This is a genomic window from Okeania sp. KiyG1, assembly GCF_014132355.1.
GTDB lineage: Bacteria > Cyanobacteriota > Cyanobacteriia > Cyanobacteriales > Microcoleaceae > Okeania.
Map to the genome: position 1 here is coordinate 1 of NZ_BLZO01000165.1, position 19,001 is coordinate 19,001.

A 19,001-nucleotide genomic window follows, 5' to 3' on the forward strand; every position below is an offset into this window, starting at 1 on the left:
CACCCCCAACACACTCATATTCCTCCAACCGACTACAAACCACCAAAACCCAGGACGACACTCCCCGACAAAAACCTATTTATCGCCTCCACACACAAACCCTGTCGAGACGACTCCAACTCATCCAAACCATCCAACATCGGTAACAACTGCTTACCCTCCACTAACCTCTTACCAATATCCCGACTCACCCCATACTTCCAGCGCAACTCCTCCACCAACCATTCCTCAATAGACTGTTTATCATCCCTCCAAGAAGACAAATTGAAAAACACAGGTATCCCCAACTCCACATCCATCTGAGCACGAATCACCAACTCCTGACCCAACTCCAACAACGTCGTCGTCTTCCCAGACCCAGGAGCACCCAATATTAACAACCGACCCCCAACCACAGAGTCATCAAACACATCAATAATATCCGCATCACGAGATAATTTCAGAGTCGGGCGATCGCCTATTTTCACACTCACATCCCAAATACGTTTTACCTGTTGAGGTTGAAACTGTTTCGGAACATTAATTAACACTTCCATTTGATTATGCAAAGACTGACTCAAACGTGCCACCACCTCATATTTAACCGCCTCCAATAAATTCTTCCGGTTACGCAACTCTTGACGAGTCAGTAAATTATCCAAATTCCAGTCAGCACCACCTATTCTTCCCCCACTTCTACCCCGTAGTTGACTCCAAGTAGGAGGTGTAACTTTGCCATGATGAACTATTATTGGTAATTGAGTAACTCCTGGTAATTTTTCCTCAATTTCTGGATGTAATTCTTGTAATTTTTGTCTAGCTTGTTTCATAGCAGTATAAACAGAATTATTATCAGTAAAATAAGTCAAAAAATATTTAATAAATAGAGGAGCAACTTGGTCTGGGGTAATTTCTCGCCAGATAATAATAGTAATGCCAATATCTGCTAATTGTTGAGCTAAACCCAAACCGTCATAGGAGTTAAAAATAGCTAATTGTAAACCTTGTTGTTTAGCTGTTATGAGAGTATTTCTAATTTCTTGGAAGTCTAAATATTCTTGAGAATTGAGATGAATAATACCAGTTTGTTGTTGATAAGTTTGACTGTGACCGGAAAAGATGATTATATCCCAAGTTTCATCCCAGAGTTTGGCAAAGTCTTGTCGTTTAAGTTCTTGATTTGATTGGGGTAAAAATTTAGGTATAGCTCCTCTTCTTCTAAGTTTTTGAATTAAGTCTTTGTCTTGGGAAATTTTGATACTTGTGTTGTCTCCCAAGATACCTAATATTCTGACTTGTCTGGGAGTTTCGGAGATAATATTTGGGGTAGTTTTGCCCTCATTAAAGCTTAAGATTGTTTCAATTTTCTGATTTTCTGAAAGGTAGATTTCTCCCCAAGGTAGTTTATGTAAAATTTCTTTGCTTTGGTTATCTGAAATATTTTGAGTATTGAGAATAAGGGTAGTTTTTTCAGTGTGAGGAATTAGGGTTTTTATTGGTGTGAACCAGATATTTATTTCTTGGCATAGTGCTTGATAATAATGGAAATATTCCGAGCTGGAAATATTAGTAACTTGGTTTTTTTTGAATCCTGCTCTGGGGGTAGGGATGAGGAAAGTATATTGTTTTTGCCAGTTTTGATATAGGTGTGGAATTTTTGGTCTTGCTGGTAAGGTTATGGTAATTTTTGGGGTGTTATTTAGTTGAAAAGTTAGATGGAAGCCTTGTTGAAAGTTGCCGGAGTTGAGGTAGATTTTGATTTGATTTTCCATGGTTTTTTTTTCTGATTAATTAATATCATGTCCGGTAGCATCGGTCTTGTATAGCAAAGGTAAGGAAGAAGGAAGAGGGAAGACCGAAGTTGGAAGAGGGAAGAGGGAAGAGGAAGAAAGGCTACCCTCGCAAGAAAAAAAACCATTATTTCCTGTAGATATTCACCCTTGGGTTTACACAAACGATATAAACGGACATGATATAACTATAATATTAAGTATACGGACATGATATAAAAGCAGATTCCATGTAAATGTGGCACAGTAGTTCATAGTCCAAATAATTAAAACTTATTGAAGAAAATACTCAGGATGGGAAAAACTATATTCTTTCTTTCCTACTCTCTACTCTCTACTCCCTACTCCCTTACGGTGTAATTTTTCTGCTAATTGAATTGCTTCAGCTTTAGTAAAAATCTTCTCTTCAGCTCGTGCTATTTGAATTTCTGTCAATAGTTGACCAATTATCGGACTTTTGGGTAATTTTAAGACTGTAATTAAATCATTTCCGTTCAATAAAGGAGTGGGGTGAGCAACTTGGTCTTCTGGATTAATATAACGTTTAATTAAACAATCAATTTCTGTTATAAATATTCCTTTTGCCACTGCTAAAACTGCTAAAGCGGGAAAATTTTTTCCTATTTCTTGAAATAAGAAATATTGTTGTCTTACAGACATCTGAGAAATTTCTATTTCTGACAGTTTAGCTAAACCTTTAATAACTGCTATCGTACTTCTAATTTCTGCATTGCTATACTTCAACCCCATCAACTCAACTTCCGCTTTTTCTGGAGTAGGATTAACTAATATTGCTAATTTAGCGATCGCCAATAAAGAGGTTTTTACTGTATCGCGCACCCCTCTTGCTAACTCATCCTTTAACTGAGACCAATTTTTTCCTAACTCCTCTGCTGCTATATCTACTTGTTTTGCTATTTCCCAATTTTCTCCCGCAGTAGAAAAATAATTAGAAAGTAAACCATCTTTCCAAGCTTTTTCTATCCAAACCATACCTTGAGGATGACTCAATAAATAACCTAATTCTGTCTGCACTCTTTCTGCTGCAACATTGGTCAGCAAAGGAGCAAATTCTCGAATAGCTGTTTGAGTTTCTGGTGAAATAACAAAACCTAACTGTGCTGCTTGACGATATGCGCGTAATAGTCGGAGAGGGTCATCTCTGAGATTAGCAGACTTTACCATTCTAATCGTACCATCTTGCAAATCCTTCAGAGCATTAAATAAATCTATCACCTCATCATTAAAAGGATTATAAGCGATCGCATTTATGGTAAAATCTCGTCGCCATAAGTCTTCTTCCAGACTATTACCTTCAATTTCAGCAAAATCAACTGTAGTCCCTTTAAATACCACCCTAGCAATTTTTCGTTCGGCATCCAATACCACAAACCCTGCTTGATACTGTTTCGCAATATTTCTGGCAATATTAACTGCTTGGTCGAGGATAATAAAATCTAAATCCAAATAATCACTTTTGCGCTTCAGCAAAGCATCTCGCACAGATCCACCGACCAAATAAACAGGTTGGGGCAACATTTGACGTTCAAATGGCCAATTTTCCGGAGATAAAGCAGACAGGGAATTTATCGACATTACTAAAGAAAATCAAATAAAATTAATTTGGGCTAGAATATAAATTCATCAAATCATTAAAATAGGCAATTATTGCATCAATTAATATTAGAGTTGAGCATCAAAGAGGTACTGATAAATGTGTATTTGTGTTAACTGCCACTATGTAGATCGGTGTGTCACCTATCATGCTGTAGAAACTCAGCACGAACAACTTCATTTAACAGAAAATCCAGACTTTGACCCGGTTGAACCTACAATCAATGTTAACATTCGCCCTCAAAATAATGAAATTGAAATGGAGTGGGATGTTGTTGGTTGTGAAAGTTTTAAAGAAGAAATGGGCAAATGGGCAAAATTAAGACCAGGTGAACTTATCCCTACTTAAGGTAATTCTAATTCTTGATTTCCCCTTCTTTATTTATAGATAGAGTGGGAGTAGGAGATAGCACAGAAAAAGAGATTTTATGTTCGCTCAAATTATCTACTATTTCTGAATATAGAGAAACGCGTAGACAACAGGGAATAGGGGGAAGAAAAAGCTAATAATATTAGATTTGAGCTATAGGGGAGTTCCTGCAATTTGTAAATATACCAGCGTACCCTGCTATAACTTTATCTCCTACTTCTTGAGGAAAAAGAAGAGTTATTAATTTGCTCTATTTTATAACTGAAAGAAAAATATAGCGTTTATTCCCTGTTTACCGAATTACTACTCTGTACGGACGTTGCATGCAACGTCCCTACCTACTCCCTAAAAATTACGAATTTTGTACCTCATGCTTCTTGGGAATTAAAATATCATCAAATCAATAATAAAAATCTTTATTTATCTATTCTAATCTAATGAGTTATTGCTACTTTCCCACCTGCAAAAATCCGCAAAATCCTACCAAGGCTGAATTTTGTCAGAGTTGCAACTCGCCATTGTTACTAATTCCTCCGCTAAGTGATGAAGATGAAAAAATAGAAACAAATAAAATTATTCCTTCACCAGATAATAATCTCAAAATAGCTAACCAGTCTCGCTACCGTATTCTTAAATTAATTGGGCAAGGTGGTTTTGGTAGAACTTTTTTAGCAGTAGATGAAAAAGATTCTATTCGACAAGTTTGTGTAATTAAACAGTTTCTTCCTCAGAATACAAATTATTACCATTATGACCAAAATTATCTTCAATCTTCAGAAACAATTTCTGGTAATGAGTCTCTTCAACTAAAGACAAAAACTCAAAAAGCTTCAGAATTATTCCAGCAAGAAGCACAACAGTTAAAAACTCTAGGTATTCATTCTCAAATACCCAAACTGTTGACTTATTTTCAAAAGGATGGACAACAATATCTAGTTCAAGAATATATTGAAGGCAAAAATCTCGCTCAAGAATTGGCAGAAAAAGGTGTCTTTACTGAAGCTAAAATTCGGGAACTATTAAATGACTTATTGCCAGTATTACAGTTTGTACATAAGTCGAAAGTTATTCATCGAGATATTAAGCCAGAAAATATTATTCGTCGCACTACTGGTCAACTGGTTTTGGTAGATTTTGGTGCTGCAAAGTTAGTAGAAAAAAAAGGTTTACCTAAAACTGGTACTATTATTGGTAGTGCTGCTTATACCGCTCCCGAACAACTTATGGGTAAGGCTATTTTTGCTAGCGATCTTTATAGTTTGGGTATTACTTGTATTCATCTTTTGACTCAAGTTTCACCTTTTGATTTTTTTGATAGTAGAAACAGTAAGTGGGTATGGCGAGATTATTTAAAAACGCCTGTTAGTAAAGAACTCGGTCTAATTTTAGACAAGATGTTGGAAGGTGCGACAAATCGGCGTTATCATTCTGCTACTGCTGTTATTAGACATCTTAAACCTCGGTCTAATTATATGGAAAATGTTTATTTTTCTGCTTCTTCAGCAGTGCCGAAAAAGTTGACTGAGCAAGCAGAAATTAGACTGGAGTTACAGGAAGTTTTGGCTAATGAGTCGGTTAAAGTTCAGGTGAGTCGTGTCAAAAAAACTTTGACTGTTGTTATTAGTAGAAATCCAGGAAAAAAGGCTAATTATGCTCAAATTTTAAAGACCATTTCTACGAAGTTAACTGATTTAAGATTGCAAAATATAGATAAAGTTAAATTATTAGGTAAGCTTCAGGGTAAAACTGTGCCAGAGTGGCAACAAATATTGAGAATGGATCGTAAAGCTAGGTGGAAAAATCAAGTTTTGAGATTACAAAAAAATGAGCATTTTGTGAAGTTCTCGCAGTTAGGAACTCAGAATTTTTGGTTGGCTAGATTTAAGGAAAAAGAATTTTGGTTAGATATTTTGATGTTTGCTTTTGCTTGGTTTATTTTTGGTTATCGGATAATTATTTGGCATCCGATAATGGCTGTGATAATTGCATCGGTTTTTATTATAGTTAAACGTCTGGTTATAAAACAGAATAAGTTAGCGACTAATAATTTATTTTCTACTGTGGCAACATTATTTTTAATTGTGGGTTTTTTCGGGGGATATTTTTGGATTTCTGATATTTTTGGGTTGCTTTTAGGTTGCTTATTTGTAGCTTTACCGATATTTTATGCTAGAGAGGAAATTTGAAGAAGGTAGAAGTCAAAAGTCAAAAGTCAAAAGTTAAAAGTTAAAAGTTAGAAGGAAATTTATAGTGGTCAATAGTAGTCAACAATTCAGTAACTATTTATTCTTAATATTTAACTGAGAATTTGGCTCCTGATAAAGGTAAATGAAGATAATTTATATAGTATAAATACTTAAGCCAGCTATGGATTTTATACTAATTTTCATGTGACAAATTGAAGTGGGGAATGTGGGTTTAAAGCGAAATATTTTTGGAGTCTTGCTCAAATCACCGTTACAAAAATAACTTCTGACTTCTAACTTCTGACTTCATTAACACCCCTGGTATAACAATTGATTTTAGCCAAAAATAAAGTTAATCTTCCTTCTTCCTTCGTAAGCATTTCCTGCGGAATGCTTACCGAATAATTAATAATTAATAATTTTGGTTTAAAGCCTCCTCTTTTAAGAGGAAAAAAAGAAATAATATTTCCTTATATTCAATTCCGTAACGGTTAAAACCCGAGGTAATTATCAATTATCCATTATCAATTATCCATTAATGAACTTCCTTCTTCCTTCAAAAAAATGACAAATACAGAGAAAAAATACGGTTTAGGAATTCATACAAGTAGTCCAGAATTAGGTTTAGCTATTACTGATTTTGCTGAAGATATTCGCTGGCAAACTTGGAATTTAGGGCGAGACTTATCTACTCATTTACATCAGAAATTGCAGGAGTTTTTATCACCTCAAGATTGGCAGGATTTAAGCTTTATTGCTGTTGCTAAAGGACCAGGAAGTTTTACTGGTACTCGTATAGGTATAGTAACTGCTAGAACTTTAGCTCAACAGTTAAATATTCCGCTATTTGCAATTTCAACTTTAGCAGCAGTAGCTTGGTCAAATAAAAATAAAAATCAGCATTTATCCCTACAAATGCCAGCTCAAAGAAATCAGTTATTTACAGCTATTTATCAACTTGAAAAAATGGGTATAAATTCTATTTTAGAAGATACATTAATGACTCCAGAAGTATGGGAAGAAACTTTGAAAAACTGGCAAAATTCATATCAGTTAATTAAGGTAGAAAATGGCTTAGGAGAATCTGTTTTAAATCTGTTAGAATTAGCTCATTTAGAATGGCAAAAAGGAAAGCGATCGCATTGGTCTGAAGCATTACCTTTTTATGGACAACATCCCGTTCTTGAAGCGGGGAAGTAGGGGGTTCAACAATTAATAATTAATAATTAATAATTAATAATTAATTATTGCCTCTCATTGATAGGGATTGCTCTAATACTACTTACTCCTTTTCTTTCTGCGTATCATCGTTTTTTTGCTTTTTGCGATTCGCCTCATTGTTTGCCTCTATTTCTGTTGTTGCATTTTCCTTCTCCTCCATTTTTTCTTGCCAATCATTCAGTTGTTTGAAAAGTTTTTGATTAATATTAAACACTGGTTTTTCAGACATTACTTTCACCTCAATATATCTATGAAAAAATTTTACAATAGATAGATACTATCTTTACTTATTCATTGTTGAACACTATCAACTTAATTATCATTTTCTTTATGGGTTTAATACCCCACCGTCAACGGTCGTGTTCAAAATTACTTGGGGGAGCGTAGACGCGGAGCGGCAGGTCGTTGACTATCCATAAGTAATTTCTCTCCTGTCTCCTGTCTTCCCCTCCCCTCCCAGGAGGGGTTAGGGGTGGGTTGGGAGGGGTTAGGGGTGGGTTGTCTCCTGTCTCCTTATTCAAAGCTATGAAATAGTTTTCCACAAAGGTAGTAAAATTCCTACTAAAGCACCTATCAATAAAGCTATAATAGCTAAAGAACTAATACCAAAACCTAAAGCTCGCTTCTCTGCCGCCTGATAATAACCCCAAGCAAATAAAATTCGTCCCACCACCCAAACCGTGCCAATACCAGCACCCCATAATGGGCTAATAAACAGAGAAAAAAGCCACAAAGACGGTAAAAATAAAATTATTTGTTCTACAGTATTTTGTTGTACTCTTAATACTCGTTCAAAATTTGGATCTCCAGTCATTTGAGGAGGCGCAATGTTGTATTTTGCTCTAGCTCTACCAACATTAATAGTCACAACAAAATACATGAATAAAGATACAACTGTTATTAAACTCGGCCACAGAATTCTTTGTGTTTCTAGCATAGCGATCGCTGTTGAAAGATTATTAATTGAGGGAACTTTATTCACATAATAGTTTTGATGTTTATTTTTGACAAGTAGGTTATAATTACCATTTTATTCTGAATAGTATAATAGAGATAAGAAGAAAGAAGGTGATTAGTTATTGAGGAGAGAATAAATAAGGTTGATTATTGATATTCTGTTGTTTCTGTTGCGGAGTGCTACACAAATAGATATTACATATAGCAGTCCAAGGAAAGGAATTGTTTAACAATTAATTATTAATTATTAATTGTTACCGAATTATTAATTCTTTATAATTAATAATTAAATAATTCGCGCCTTGAAGCCTCCCTTTACCAATGGATAATTGACAATTGATAATTGATAATTAAAGAGTTAGAGAGGCGCGATAATTCTTTCATTATCCATTATCCACTATCCATTATCCATTAATACTATTTCCTTATATTCAATTCCGTAGCGGTTAAAACCCGAGGTAATTATCAATTATCCATTATCAATTATCAATTAATGAACTCTTCTTTTCAAAGAGAGGATTGACGCAAAAGGGAAATTAATTCATTGTTTCTCCTTTAAAGGATAGGCTTTAAACCTTAATTATTCGGTAATTCCCAAAGTTTAAAACTCAGACAAAGTAAGACTTTTCCAACTTCGGTCCTTTCTTCTTCTTTCTTTCTTTCTTTCTTCCTTCTGCTATAAGTCAAGAGTAGTAATGATAGTTGCGATAATAACTGGACTTTACTGAACTTTGCTGTATAGCAATTGCCATTAATGCATTAAACATATCAAAAGCTTAAAGCTCAGACAACGCCGTATTTTTCCAACTTTAGTCCTTCCTTCTGCTAAAGTCTACTTCCTGACAATAAAAATTTTGTACCGACCAATATTACTACTTTTGCCAGACTACTACTTCTCATAAATGGTATTAGTGATAATGATTTGATTACAAATTATCTATATTCACACTTAACTAAAAGGTTCTGCATCTACAGCATCTGAGTCAACTAATAATCAAAAAATCTACTGAATTCTTGGGTTCTTCATCAAATCTTCACATAAAGTCAAGTAATTCCATAGTAGGATTAATAGTTATGGCCTCATTTGATTTTTATACTTAATTTAGCTGATAAAGATTAGTTATATATAGTACTAAGATTGTAACAGGGGAAAGCAATCTACCAGAGCGAGTATTACAAAATTTAATCTGTATTTCAAATTTTACCTAATTCATCAAATATATATTTTTTAGGTAAATACAGACATCAAGCATATTTTTATCTTAGATCATTTTACTATCATAATCTCAACAATCTTTGTCTAATAAATACGTTCAAAATAGCAATTTAATTATTATTGAAATATCTATTCTACGAAGCCATATATAATTATCGCAAAAATCAACTTTATTGAAGAACAAATTAAATAAACTTATAATTAATTTCAGAGGGGATTTTTAAGAATGTCAAATTCTAATTTAAACTCTTTATCAAATAATAATAATAGTAAATATGCCAAACAAGAACAGCAACTTTATCAGCATTTACAAGATTTAGCTTGTCAACAAGACCCCGAAGAGTCAATTGGTAATTTTAGGACTCTATTTATTGATGCTTCTGAGTATTTTATCCCCGAAATATGGCAGACAATCGAAACAATTATTGATGCCGATCCTGATGAAGAAGAATTCCATAATATCCTCAATAGAAGTTGCTATATATTAATTAACCGTTGGTTACAAAACCCACAACTGCAAAAATCAATTCCAGAGTTAGTAGATTTATTCCAGTTAAAGCCAAATGGCCTGCCCCCTTGTTGGACTTCTAAACGTGTACGCACTTTAATTCGTAGTTTTACTGAGACTGAAAAATATATTGCCTTACAACGTTTGGCTAAGATGTTTATCAGGGAAACTCAAGAAAATACAAAAATTGTAGACCGGAAGTTAGAAAAATTAATCGATCGATATCCATATCTATATGAACATTGTTTTCTCAATGATGAGAGTACCGATGAAGAGCAACAAGAAATTCAAAAGATTAGACAAAAAAAACAGCAAAAATATGAAATAGATTTGTCTAAATATATCACTTATCAAAAATTGCCCAGAAAAAGCAATTCTGTTGAAAATCCTACTTTAATAAGAGACGAAGAATTGAATGAAGCAGTTAAGTATTTTACAAAAAAAGTTGATGGTAGCCAAACATTACGAGACCAAGCTCAACAATTTAAAACTTTTTGCTATTTAACTTGTTCTTATCTTACTTTTAAAGATGGGCTATATGAATACTTAACTGATACAATTGACTATGGTTATAGTAAACGTCAATTTAATCGCAAATTATATCATAAATTACAAAATACTTGGTCTGATAATAATACTCAAAAACCCAACGATTCTCTAATTTTAGGTACTTGCAAAAAAATGTTAGATTTTCTAGTTGTTGAGAGTCTTGAACAACCAAAACATTTTATTTTTTATGACCTGATTAATAATCTTGGGGCTACAGTAGCGATCGGTATGTTATTGAAGATTGTACTATTTTGTCACCAAGCTAAACCTTATTTAGAAAAAAATTCTCTATTCTGTTTAATCATTATCAAGGAGCTACCACTGGTAAAGTTTGGTGGTTAGTCAAGTCAATGGAAACTCTTAATGTTGCTTTTAGTACCAACTTAGGAGGGATAAATCTATGCTGCTTTTAATGATTTATTCCGCCTCCTGGCAATATTTCAACCCACATTCCGCACCACAAGCATACTACAAGACTATTTTTAACGAAGAAGATAGATTACAGCCTCCATTATTAATAATAATTATTAATAGCTTGTGTACTGTGTATTTTTACTTATAAAGCTCATAGTTATTATCAGGCAAAGCTTTCAATGGCTAGTCTGAGATACTACATTTTGATGTGCGGAATGTAGGTTTAAAGTTATAGTAGTAGCTCGTCTAAACTAAAATTGTGAGTAAAACCCCACGCTACAATCCCCCCAACCCCCCTTGGAAAGAGGGACGCGGTGACACGGAGACACGGGGATGGAGGCTTTTAATTTATGATTAAAAGTTGACTTTTCACCATTTTAGTCAGAGCAAAAGGGACGCTTATTGGCGCTCAAAATCGGCAAATTTTGGTAAATTTCACTGTTCTACAATCATCTCATATTCCGTTCTCCCGCTCATCATTAATCTACAATACTTTGAAACAGCCCTGGGGAATAAGAGGGGGGAGCGATCGCTCTATTTCTTCACTTCAGAATTAGTCCACATTCTTAGCTTTAATAATCTAATTAGCGATCGCCCTCCCAGTCAGAGAGAGCGATCGCCCTATTTCTTCACCTCAGAATTAGGTGTCAGAAGTAGGGGCGAATGGCATTCGCCCACTATATGGCATTCGCCCACTATATGGCATTCGCCCACTATATGGCATTCGCCCACTATATGGCATTCGCCCACTATATGGCATTCGCCCACTATATGGCATTCGCCCACTATATGGCATTCGCCCACTATATGGCATTCGCCCACTATATGGCATTCGCCCACTATATGTCATTCGCCCACTATATGGCATTCGCCCACTATATGGCATTCGCCCACTATATGGCATTCGCCCACTATATGGCATTCGCCCACTATATGGCATTCGCCCACTATATGGCATTCGCCCACTATATGGCATTCGCCCACTATATGGCATTCGCCCACTATATGGCATTCGCCCACTATATGGCATTCGCCCACTATATGGCATTCGCCCACTATATGGCATTCGCCCACTATATGTCATTCCCCCACTATAGCGATCGCTCTATTTCCCCACTTCAGAATTAGCTACACATCCTGGTAGTGGTGTACAAGTAGTGATACTTGGATCAAAGGTCAACTAGAGACAAGTGCGATTATTATGCATGAAATCTCGAATTTAGGGGCTTTTCTGTTCCCAGTTAAGTGTTCCCTATTCCCTTCCAAAGAACCTAAATCACTACATCACTTACAGGACTAACATTCTTAGCTTTGATAATCCAATTGACGTAGATGTTTTTGGGGCGAGTTTCGCTGCCACCAGTTGGTCGCATTTTTGCATTCTGGATATTGGTACTACTTCCTTCTGCTTCATAAAACCGATATAAAACGTCTCTGTTGGTGCGCGTTCCCTCTCTTGGTCAGCATTCCGCAAGCGACGGCGACGCGGGGTCTGACCGCTTGCGTCTTGCGCCGACGCGGGGTCGCACCGCATAATTAGTGACATTTTAATGTTTACTTCCTGCTTTCCTACGGAATGCTACGCAAACCACCGGAACTGTCGGCAGCACTCCGTCCAAAGGCAACAACGGTCAAGCCGACCGCATTTCTTAGGTTAATTGAAGCATTCAAGTCTCGGTCTATTGATAGACCACATTCTGGGCAATCATAAGTTCTGATGTTTAAAGACATATCCTGTACATGACCACAACTAGAGCAAGTCAAGCGAAGATGGAAAAAATCTGTCTACTGCTACTAATTCACAGCCGTACTATTGACACTTGTATTCAAGCTCTCCCCAATCTTTCCAAGTATAAACGGCGATCGCGGTTGTTTGATCATTAAGTTTTACCAACAGAAATGCGTCTTTCTTTGACAGGGATTGGGTTTATTAGAGTCAAACCCGCTCCTTTCAAACTGCCCACAGAGACTTATTACAAAGAAAGAACACTAACAATCATCCAATTTCGGTTTGTAATTGGGGAAGTCGCGTTTGAACACGAAGTTGTAGACCATCTCCAGACTGACCTCCGGCTGGCAGCTAGGCACCATATGGCCTGAGCCGGGCACCACAATCTGGATCAGTTCAGACTTGTCATTCTTGGAGGACTTGATGAACCCCTTGGTCACATCCCGAGGCTCAGCCCAGACGAACCGTTCCAAACTCTTCCAGTTATTCCAGTCCAGCTCCTGCAGGATATTCTCTAGACCCCGGAAGCCACAGGACATGTCCATGTTCCCGGTGTAGAGCAATACGCGCAGCCCGCTATCCAACAAATGTTTCACGATGTAGATGCTGGGGGAGACGAAGTCCTGTATGAGGGCTTCAGTGACCGGCCCCGTCTCGTCGTTCAGATGCCACGGCTTGCCACTAACGTGGATTGCCTTCTTAACGTCCTCGTCCTTCATGTACTCTATCAAAAGAGGGCTCAGAGGGTCAATGTTTTCCCAGGTCCTGGCATCATAGATAGCCACACCACCGCCACAAGAGATGATCTCATCCTTGATTTTTTGGTTCAGTTCGAAGGCTTTCTTGTACTTCTTCTCTTCGAGCCGTTTTTTGAGTTCCTTCAATTGTTTGCTCAGATTACCGTACTGCTTGGTATCCAGAAAGCCCAACATGAAAGCGCACTCAATGCGGTACTCCGTCTGGAGCAATGGGTACATCCAAGGGTTGCCGATGGACATGCCCTTGAGCTTGATCTCGATCTTTTGATTGTCCGTGCACCCATCCTGGTTCTTCTCGAGGATCTTCTTGCAGATGGCTGGGATATACTTGCCCGCGTAGCTTTCGCCCGTCATGTACAGGTCGCATTTGCTGTACTCCGGGTACTCTTCAAAGAACGCCTGTAGGGCTTCGTAGAATTGCTCGGACACTTCCTCCTCGCTTTTGGCGTAAATTTGATCGTCATTGTAGCTATAGCCAGCCCCCACCGGGTTGTCGATGTACATAATATGGGTTTCTTTGTTCCAGGCGTTGGGGTTTTCCGCCACTGTACCCCCGTCCTTAGTGGTCATCAGATAGGGGCCGTTTTCGGTGAACAGGCCGAAGGTGGAGGCAGCCCCCGGGCCGCCATTGAGCCAAATGAGAAGGGGGAATTTGGCCGGGTTATCCCCCTCCATGCATTTCTGGCTCTCAAAGAACCAGTAGAACAGGTGGCTCTTGGGCTTTTTATCTTCTCTAGGCGCGAATCCTGCGTAAGACTTGACGTTGAGCTCTAGGATTTTAGTCTTCACTAGGTTGGCCGGGATACTCTTGACTAGGTTTGTCTTCTTGTTGCTCATTTTTGATTTACCTTGTAATGTATTTGATTCTTGGAGTTTTGGAGGATTGCTCGCCCACTTCGGGTGCTACTGGTTAGTCCTTAGAAATTCTTCCACGGACCAGGGTTCGGAAGATGGTCGATGGTGTTTTCTTTTTGCTCAGGGAATGCCGCCTTCCAACCTTTGTTGTCGCAGACTTCCTTCACCTCCTGTATGAATTTATCCACGAGCTTCATATCTAGGGACTGCATAGAGTAGATATGGGCGTAGCTCTGCTCCTGATTACGTCAGCTCCCTTGGGGACTTGCTTGTCCTAGGGTTCCTGCTTAGGGCTATAGGAGATATTAGAATGCTGTTTGTTGTTCACCGTAATGTTGTTTGTTTCTCATGATATTTTCATCGGCTCCAGATATCGTCTACCTGTCCGCTGAGACGATTCGTTAGGTATTGCTGGCTGAACCAAGCAATTCTCTTGAGATATCTATAAGCACACTTTATGCATTAAGTGGCAAAATGATATCTTGACATCCTCCCGACGCTTAAGGTGCACTTGCAGCGCGGGATTCCCATCCATCATTCAAACAGACTAAGCTGAACAAATGACTCAGGGCGGGTTGACACCTCACTGGAAAATGCTGGCTTGCCAGTCTAACGCTTTCTCCGTGTCCGATAAATAATCGACCAGTGCCCCTCGGCGACTTGATTAAAAAGCGATAGTAGTCTTAACCTTGGTTTTTGGTTAAGTAACACTTGCATTTTAATGCTTATCTGTAAAACCGCAGGATTGATTGGTTTTCCCATACGACGCTCCCCTACGGGAGAGCGCGGGTCAAGGACCAACGTTGAGATAAATAATTCTGCTGCTGCTCCTATCTTGAATATATTTGTTTGACACAATAATTACAGATTTTACCATGATGATTATTATGCCAAACAGTTACAAGCCCTATGAATATGAACGTCGATGATTTTTCTTTGGCAAATTTCCTTTTTGCATTTCTCGGATGACGTCAACAATATAATCAACTACATTATGCACATCGCAAGATGTGTTGCTAATTGTAGGAGAAATTCGCAACAAGTCGTTGCCTTTAACTGCCAGGTTGGCGATCGCGAATTTATACTTTTCATAAACATGGGTCATAACATCCCCTGCCTGGATGCCATCTGGTACTTTGAACAGGAAAACGGAAGTACGGAATTGCTTATTGGTGGTTGGTGTCGCAATATATTGGTAGGCTGTTTCTGGGGAAAATTCAGGAAAGATCCTCGGCAAATTTTTATAAAGTGCTTCTTTTGCTTGATCGCCTAGATAACGTATACGCGCCTCAATTTTGGCAGGCGATACATTGGGATGGAAAAACCCGGTATGAAATAGAGCAGCGATCCATGTAGAAACCAAGGTGGCATCATTTTGTTGACCTAGGTAAGAAAAGCGCTTGGCACTCGGGTCAATTTTCCCCTCTTCAGGATCGTACCCATAATCCTTAGGGGTTTTAATGTATTCATCATAACCCCAGATACTTGGTATGAAATTTTTAGCGGCCTTTGCATTTTTCATGTAAAGAAGTCCAACCATTTTAGGCCCGCAAGGCCATTTATGAAAACTGCCTGCAATACTATCCACATCAATTTCTTTACCCAATTTAAGGTCTAGCACACCAAATGTTTGGGCGCTGTCTGCATGGATATGGATATCTTTATTAAATAACCTTACTACCTCCACGATACGCTTCATTGGCAAAAGCATTCCGCATTCATTTGACTGCCAAGATAAGGAGACTATCTTTGTTTTATCATCTAATAGATACTTAAGTGCATCAATGATATCGTTTTCGCTCTGTGGATCTGATGGAATCATACCCATTTGTTTTTCACCTGTGTTGAGCGTTTGCGAAAACATTTTTGTTTGTAGTTTTTTAATGCATTTCTTTGGCCATTTCTGAGTAGCTTGACGATAAAGCCACGCATCATAATTAGTGGGGTGATTAACGTCCCATACGACAATGTTGTCTTCTTGGGGGTTAAAAAATCCGGAAGTCACAAGACCATTGTTGATGAAATTGTTGCCTTCGGTAGTATTGCGGGTAAGCGCAATCAGGCTCTCTGGGGTACACTCTGAATTATTCCCTATCCAGTTTTTAATGTAACCCAGTCCATACCCCAGGCTCGCTTTAGCCAGATCTCCACGCATGGGAAATGAAATATCCTCATCCAGCATTTGCTCAACCAGATGCACCATCTGGTTAACTTGTTTCAAGGACGGACACAGGTTGGCAGAATTAACAGAAATACTTGTACATTTATTTCGATCAAAATAATTTAGAAGCAGCTTGTTCCACTGTGCGTCGTTATTAGCTTCTAGTTGGTCGTCTTTAAATTTCTGACCTTCCTGGTTCCACTCTGTAATTTGCTGTATAATTCTTTTCAGCGCTGGCGTAGCATTGGATAGGTCATATTCAGTTGGTTTCTTTAGCGGTTCAGACTGAACAACCAGATCCGCAATAGTTGTTTCGCTAAGTCCTAAAATACTGCTAATTCCTAACATACCACCCATGAAATCACGACGCGAGAAATCGTTCATAGCTAATTATCTCCAGTTAATTTTGATTTTATTGACATACTCCTGACGTTGCCCTTGTAAGCGCAACGCGGGATTCTTCAGTCAGGAAAAAAACTTGCGTTGCGAAATAGTAGTGATTTTTATATTAAGTATCAACGTAAAACATAAGTTTTTCTATTTTACTTTCAGCTACTTACCATTACATTTCAGCAATGCCAAAAAACTGACTTCAGTTTTGACAGAGGTGATGTTCTCCCCCTGTGTTTGTTTACCTTGAGCATAGGAAAAAAGGTAGAATAATACTCCTATTTCCCTATCTTCCCATAGCCCTGGATCTTTTTTTTTAATAGCTCAAATAGGTTTTATAGACCTGGGAAATCAGCTAAATTTATATAGATACTAAGTTTAGCTAATTAACTATATAATAATAGTAATATAGTATCATTAACTGAGTCAAGTAGATATTTACAAAAGTATTTATTTTAAGGTTCTGACTTTAGCTAGAAATATGAGTATATTATTATTTATGTACAACGTTGATTATACTGAGAATTAATAATTAATAACTGACAACTGATAACTAAAATGACCATTACTTATACATTTTTGGGAAAAGGTGGCACGGGTCGAACTACTATCGCATTTGCCACTGCAAAAAAATACGCTAGCCTTGGTAAACGAGTTTTATTTGTAGGACAAGAACCAACTCCAACATTATCTTTGTTATTAGGTGCTAATATTAGTCCAGAACCTACAGAAATAGACTCGAATCTCAAAGCAGTCAATATTCAGGCAGCAAGTTTACTAGAAAGTGGTTGGGAAGAACTGAAAAAACTAGAAGCTGAATATATCCGTACACCCTTCTTTAAAAAGGTATATGGTCAAGAACTAGGAGTATTACCAGGAGTAGAAGGAATTCTGACTATTAATGTTATGCGGGGATATAGTGCTAGTGGGGAATATGATCTAATTATTTACGATGGCACGGGAGATAAAGAGACCCTACGACTTTTGGGGTCTGCGGAAACTATGAGTTGGTATATTCGCCGCTTTCGTCAAGTAATTCTCGACTCAGACCTATACAAAGCTATGTCTCCGTTTGTTCAACCTGTTAGTAGCGCTATTCTCAATGTTGACTGGACAGGTGATAACTTTTCTCAACCTCTCCAAAAAGCAAATGAACTCTTGGATAATGCTAAAGCGGCCATAGCAGATCCAAATCAGGTAGCGGCATTTTTGGTTACTACAGATGATAAGGTAGCGATCGCCACAGCAAAATATTTATGGGGAAGTGCCCAACAAGTTAATCTTACTGTAGGGGGAGTAATTCTCAATCAAGCGGATTTAGCGGATAATGTTACTGATGAGTTTGCACCACTATCGGTAACTCCGATTCCCCGTAGTTCTACTGAAGATTGGCAACCTCTAATGGATGCTCTGCCAGATTTTAGTCAAGCAGTTAAGGCTCCTAAACCTATAATCATAGATATTAAAAAAGTCAAGTAAGTTTATTTTTGCCTAGTTTTGATAAAAACAAATTGGACTTACTACTAATGGGCCAGAAGTAACTATTGAAGCGGGAGACCAGAGAAGAAATATTTTCCTTCCTCCACCTCTAAGTGGAAAACCTGTTACTGGTGCAAAGTTCCAAAATGATTATTTGATTATTTCTTTTTAAGATAGGGAGTAGGGATTCAACAATTAATAATTAATAATTAATAATTAATAATTACCTCTCCTAGAAAACGGAATGGATTGACTCAATGGAAGTCTCTACAATGGTCTACTAAAAGAAAAACTGTTGTAATTTAAAAAAAGTAGGCTGAAAAACTGCTCACAAAACTTTTTGAAATTTAGTAGATAGATAACTTTTACTCATCACAAGAATCTAACTAAAAATGACTAATCAAGAAACAAAAATAGAAGAAAATAGTACTGCTAAAACCAGACAATTATTAGGAATGAAAGGTGCAGCAAGCGGAGAAACTAATATTTGGAAAATCCGCCTGCAATTAATGAAACCCATAACCTGGATTCCGTTAATATGGGGAGTAGTTTGTGGAGCTGCATCTTCAGGAAACTACGGTTGGAATCTAGAAAGTGTATTACAATCTGCTACTTGTATGTTAATAGCAGGACCTTTGATGGCGGGTTATACGCAAACTTTAAATGATTTTTATGACAAAGAAATAGACGCTATTAATGAACCTTATAGACCGATTCCTTCAGGTGCAATTTCTATTCCTCAAGTTGTGACTCAAATTCTAGTTTTGTTACTATCAGGACTCGGTATATCATATCTTCTAGATTTGTGGGCAGATCACGATTTTC

The 19,001-nt window shown here is 37.4% G+C and carries 14 protein-coding genes and 1 pseudogene; 7 read left to right on the forward strand and 8 right to left on the reverse strand.

What is annotated here, in order from left to right:
• Window positions 1-32: 32 nt before the first annotated feature.
• Together SAGCYANO_RS36645 and SAGCYANO_RS36655 are read right to left on the reverse strand one after the other, a co-directional pair.
• Window positions 33-1,751, reverse strand: a complete 1,719-nt coding sequence (locus SAGCYANO_RS36645; protein WP_202224536.1) for a hypothetical protein — start codon at window positions 1,749-1,751, stop codon at window positions 33-35.
• A 345-nt stretch (window positions 1,752-2,096) separates the two neighbouring features.
• Window positions 2,097-3,365 (reverse strand): CCA tRNA nucleotidyltransferase, encoded by a 1,269-nt coding sequence (locus tag SAGCYANO_RS36655; protein WP_202224538.1) that lies wholly within the window; start codon window positions 3,363-3,365, stop codon window positions 2,097-2,099.
• 118 nt (window positions 3,366-3,483) lie between these two features.
• On the opposite strand from SAGCYANO_RS36655, the gene SAGCYANO_RS36660 reads away from it, so the two are divergent.
• The 3 genes from SAGCYANO_RS36660 (at window position 3,484) to tsaB (ending at window position 7,139) form a co-directional block, all read left to right on the forward strand.
• Window positions 3,484-3,732 (forward strand): Ycf34 family protein, encoded by a 249-nt coding sequence (locus tag SAGCYANO_RS36660; protein WP_124144887.1) that lies wholly within the window; start codon window positions 3,484-3,486, stop codon window positions 3,730-3,732.
• A gap of 458 nt (window positions 3,733-4,190) precedes the next feature.
• Window positions 4,191-5,939 carry a serine/threonine-protein kinase gene (locus SAGCYANO_RS36665; protein WP_202224539.1) on the forward strand — a complete coding sequence of 583 codons (1,749 nt, stop codon included), beginning with the start codon at window positions 4,191-4,193 and terminating at the stop codon, window positions 5,937-5,939.
• A 564-nt stretch (window positions 5,940-6,503) separates the two neighbouring features.
• A complete protein-coding gene (gene tsaB, locus SAGCYANO_RS36670; protein WP_202224540.1) occupies window positions 6,504-7,139 on the forward strand; it encodes a tRNA (adenosine(37)-N6)-threonylcarbamoyltransferase complex dimerization subunit type 1 TsaB in 636 nt (211 codons plus the stop codon).
• Window positions 7,140-7,221: 82 nt separating this feature from the next.
• Here tsaB and SAGCYANO_RS36675 read toward each other — a convergent pair whose 3' ends face one another.
• Together SAGCYANO_RS36675 and SAGCYANO_RS36680 are read right to left on the reverse strand one after the other, a co-directional pair.
• The gene (locus SAGCYANO_RS36675; protein WP_202224541.1) at window positions 7,222-7,389 is read right to left on the reverse strand and encodes a hypothetical protein; all 168 of its coding nucleotides are present in this window, start codon (window positions 7,387-7,389) and stop codon (window positions 7,222-7,224) included.
• A 294-nt stretch (window positions 7,390-7,683) separates the two neighbouring features.
• Complete coding sequence (locus SAGCYANO_RS36680; protein WP_202224550.1) at window positions 7,684-8,097, reverse strand: MAPEG family protein; 414 nt, start codon at window positions 8,095-8,097, stop codon at window positions 7,684-7,686.
• Between the two features lie 1,462 nt (window positions 8,098-9,559).
• On the opposite strand from SAGCYANO_RS36680, the gene SAGCYANO_RS36685 reads away from it, so the two are divergent.
• Window positions 9,560-10,732 carry a hypothetical protein gene (locus tag SAGCYANO_RS36685; protein ID WP_202224542.1) on the forward strand — a complete coding sequence of 391 codons (1,173 nt, stop codon included), beginning with the start codon at window positions 9,560-9,562 and terminating at the stop codon, window positions 10,730-10,732.
• A 735-nt stretch (window positions 10,733-11,467) separates the two neighbouring features.
• Window positions 11,468-11,932 (forward strand): hypothetical protein, encoded by a 465-nt coding sequence (locus SAGCYANO_RS36690; protein ID WP_202224543.1) that lies wholly within the window; start codon window positions 11,468-11,470, stop codon window positions 11,930-11,932.
• Window positions 11,933-12,092: 160 nt separating this feature from the next.
• Here the strand turns inward: SAGCYANO_RS36690 and SAGCYANO_RS36695 are convergent, their stop codons facing one another.
• From SAGCYANO_RS36695 to SAGCYANO_RS36715, 4 genes are all read right to left on the reverse strand, one after another.
• Window positions 12,093-12,350, reverse strand: coding sequence for a hypothetical protein (locus SAGCYANO_RS36695; RefSeq protein ID WP_202224544.1), 258 nt, complete (start codon window positions 12,348-12,350; stop codon window positions 12,093-12,095).
• Window positions 12,351-12,373: 23 nt separating this feature from the next.
• Window positions 12,374-12,535: a zinc ribbon domain-containing protein gene (locus SAGCYANO_RS36700; RefSeq protein ID WP_202224545.1), complete on the reverse strand. Its 162-nt coding sequence runs from the start codon at window positions 12,533-12,535 to the stop codon at window positions 12,374-12,376.
• A gap of 258 nt (window positions 12,536-12,793) precedes the next feature.
• Window positions 12,794-14,128, reverse strand: a complete 1,335-nt coding sequence (locus SAGCYANO_RS36705) for a hypothetical protein (protein WP_202224546.1) — start codon at window positions 14,126-14,128, stop codon at window positions 12,794-12,796.
• A 925-nt stretch (window positions 14,129-15,053) separates the two neighbouring features.
• A complete protein-coding gene (locus tag SAGCYANO_RS36715; protein WP_202224548.1) occupies window positions 15,054-16,691 on the reverse strand; it encodes an aminotransferase class V-fold PLP-dependent enzyme in 1,638 nt (545 codons plus the stop codon).
• Window positions 16,692-17,255: 564 nt separating this feature from the next.
• Here SAGCYANO_RS36715 and SAGCYANO_RS36720 point away from each other — a divergent pair.
• A pseudogene (locus SAGCYANO_RS36720) lies at window positions 17,256-18,348 on the forward strand (ArsA family ATPase).
• A 220-nt stretch (window positions 18,349-18,568) separates the two neighbouring features.
• The coding region (locus tag SAGCYANO_RS36725) for a UbiA family prenyltransferase (RefSeq protein ID WP_202224549.1) at window positions 18,569-19,001 on the forward strand (433 nt) is incomplete at its 3' end.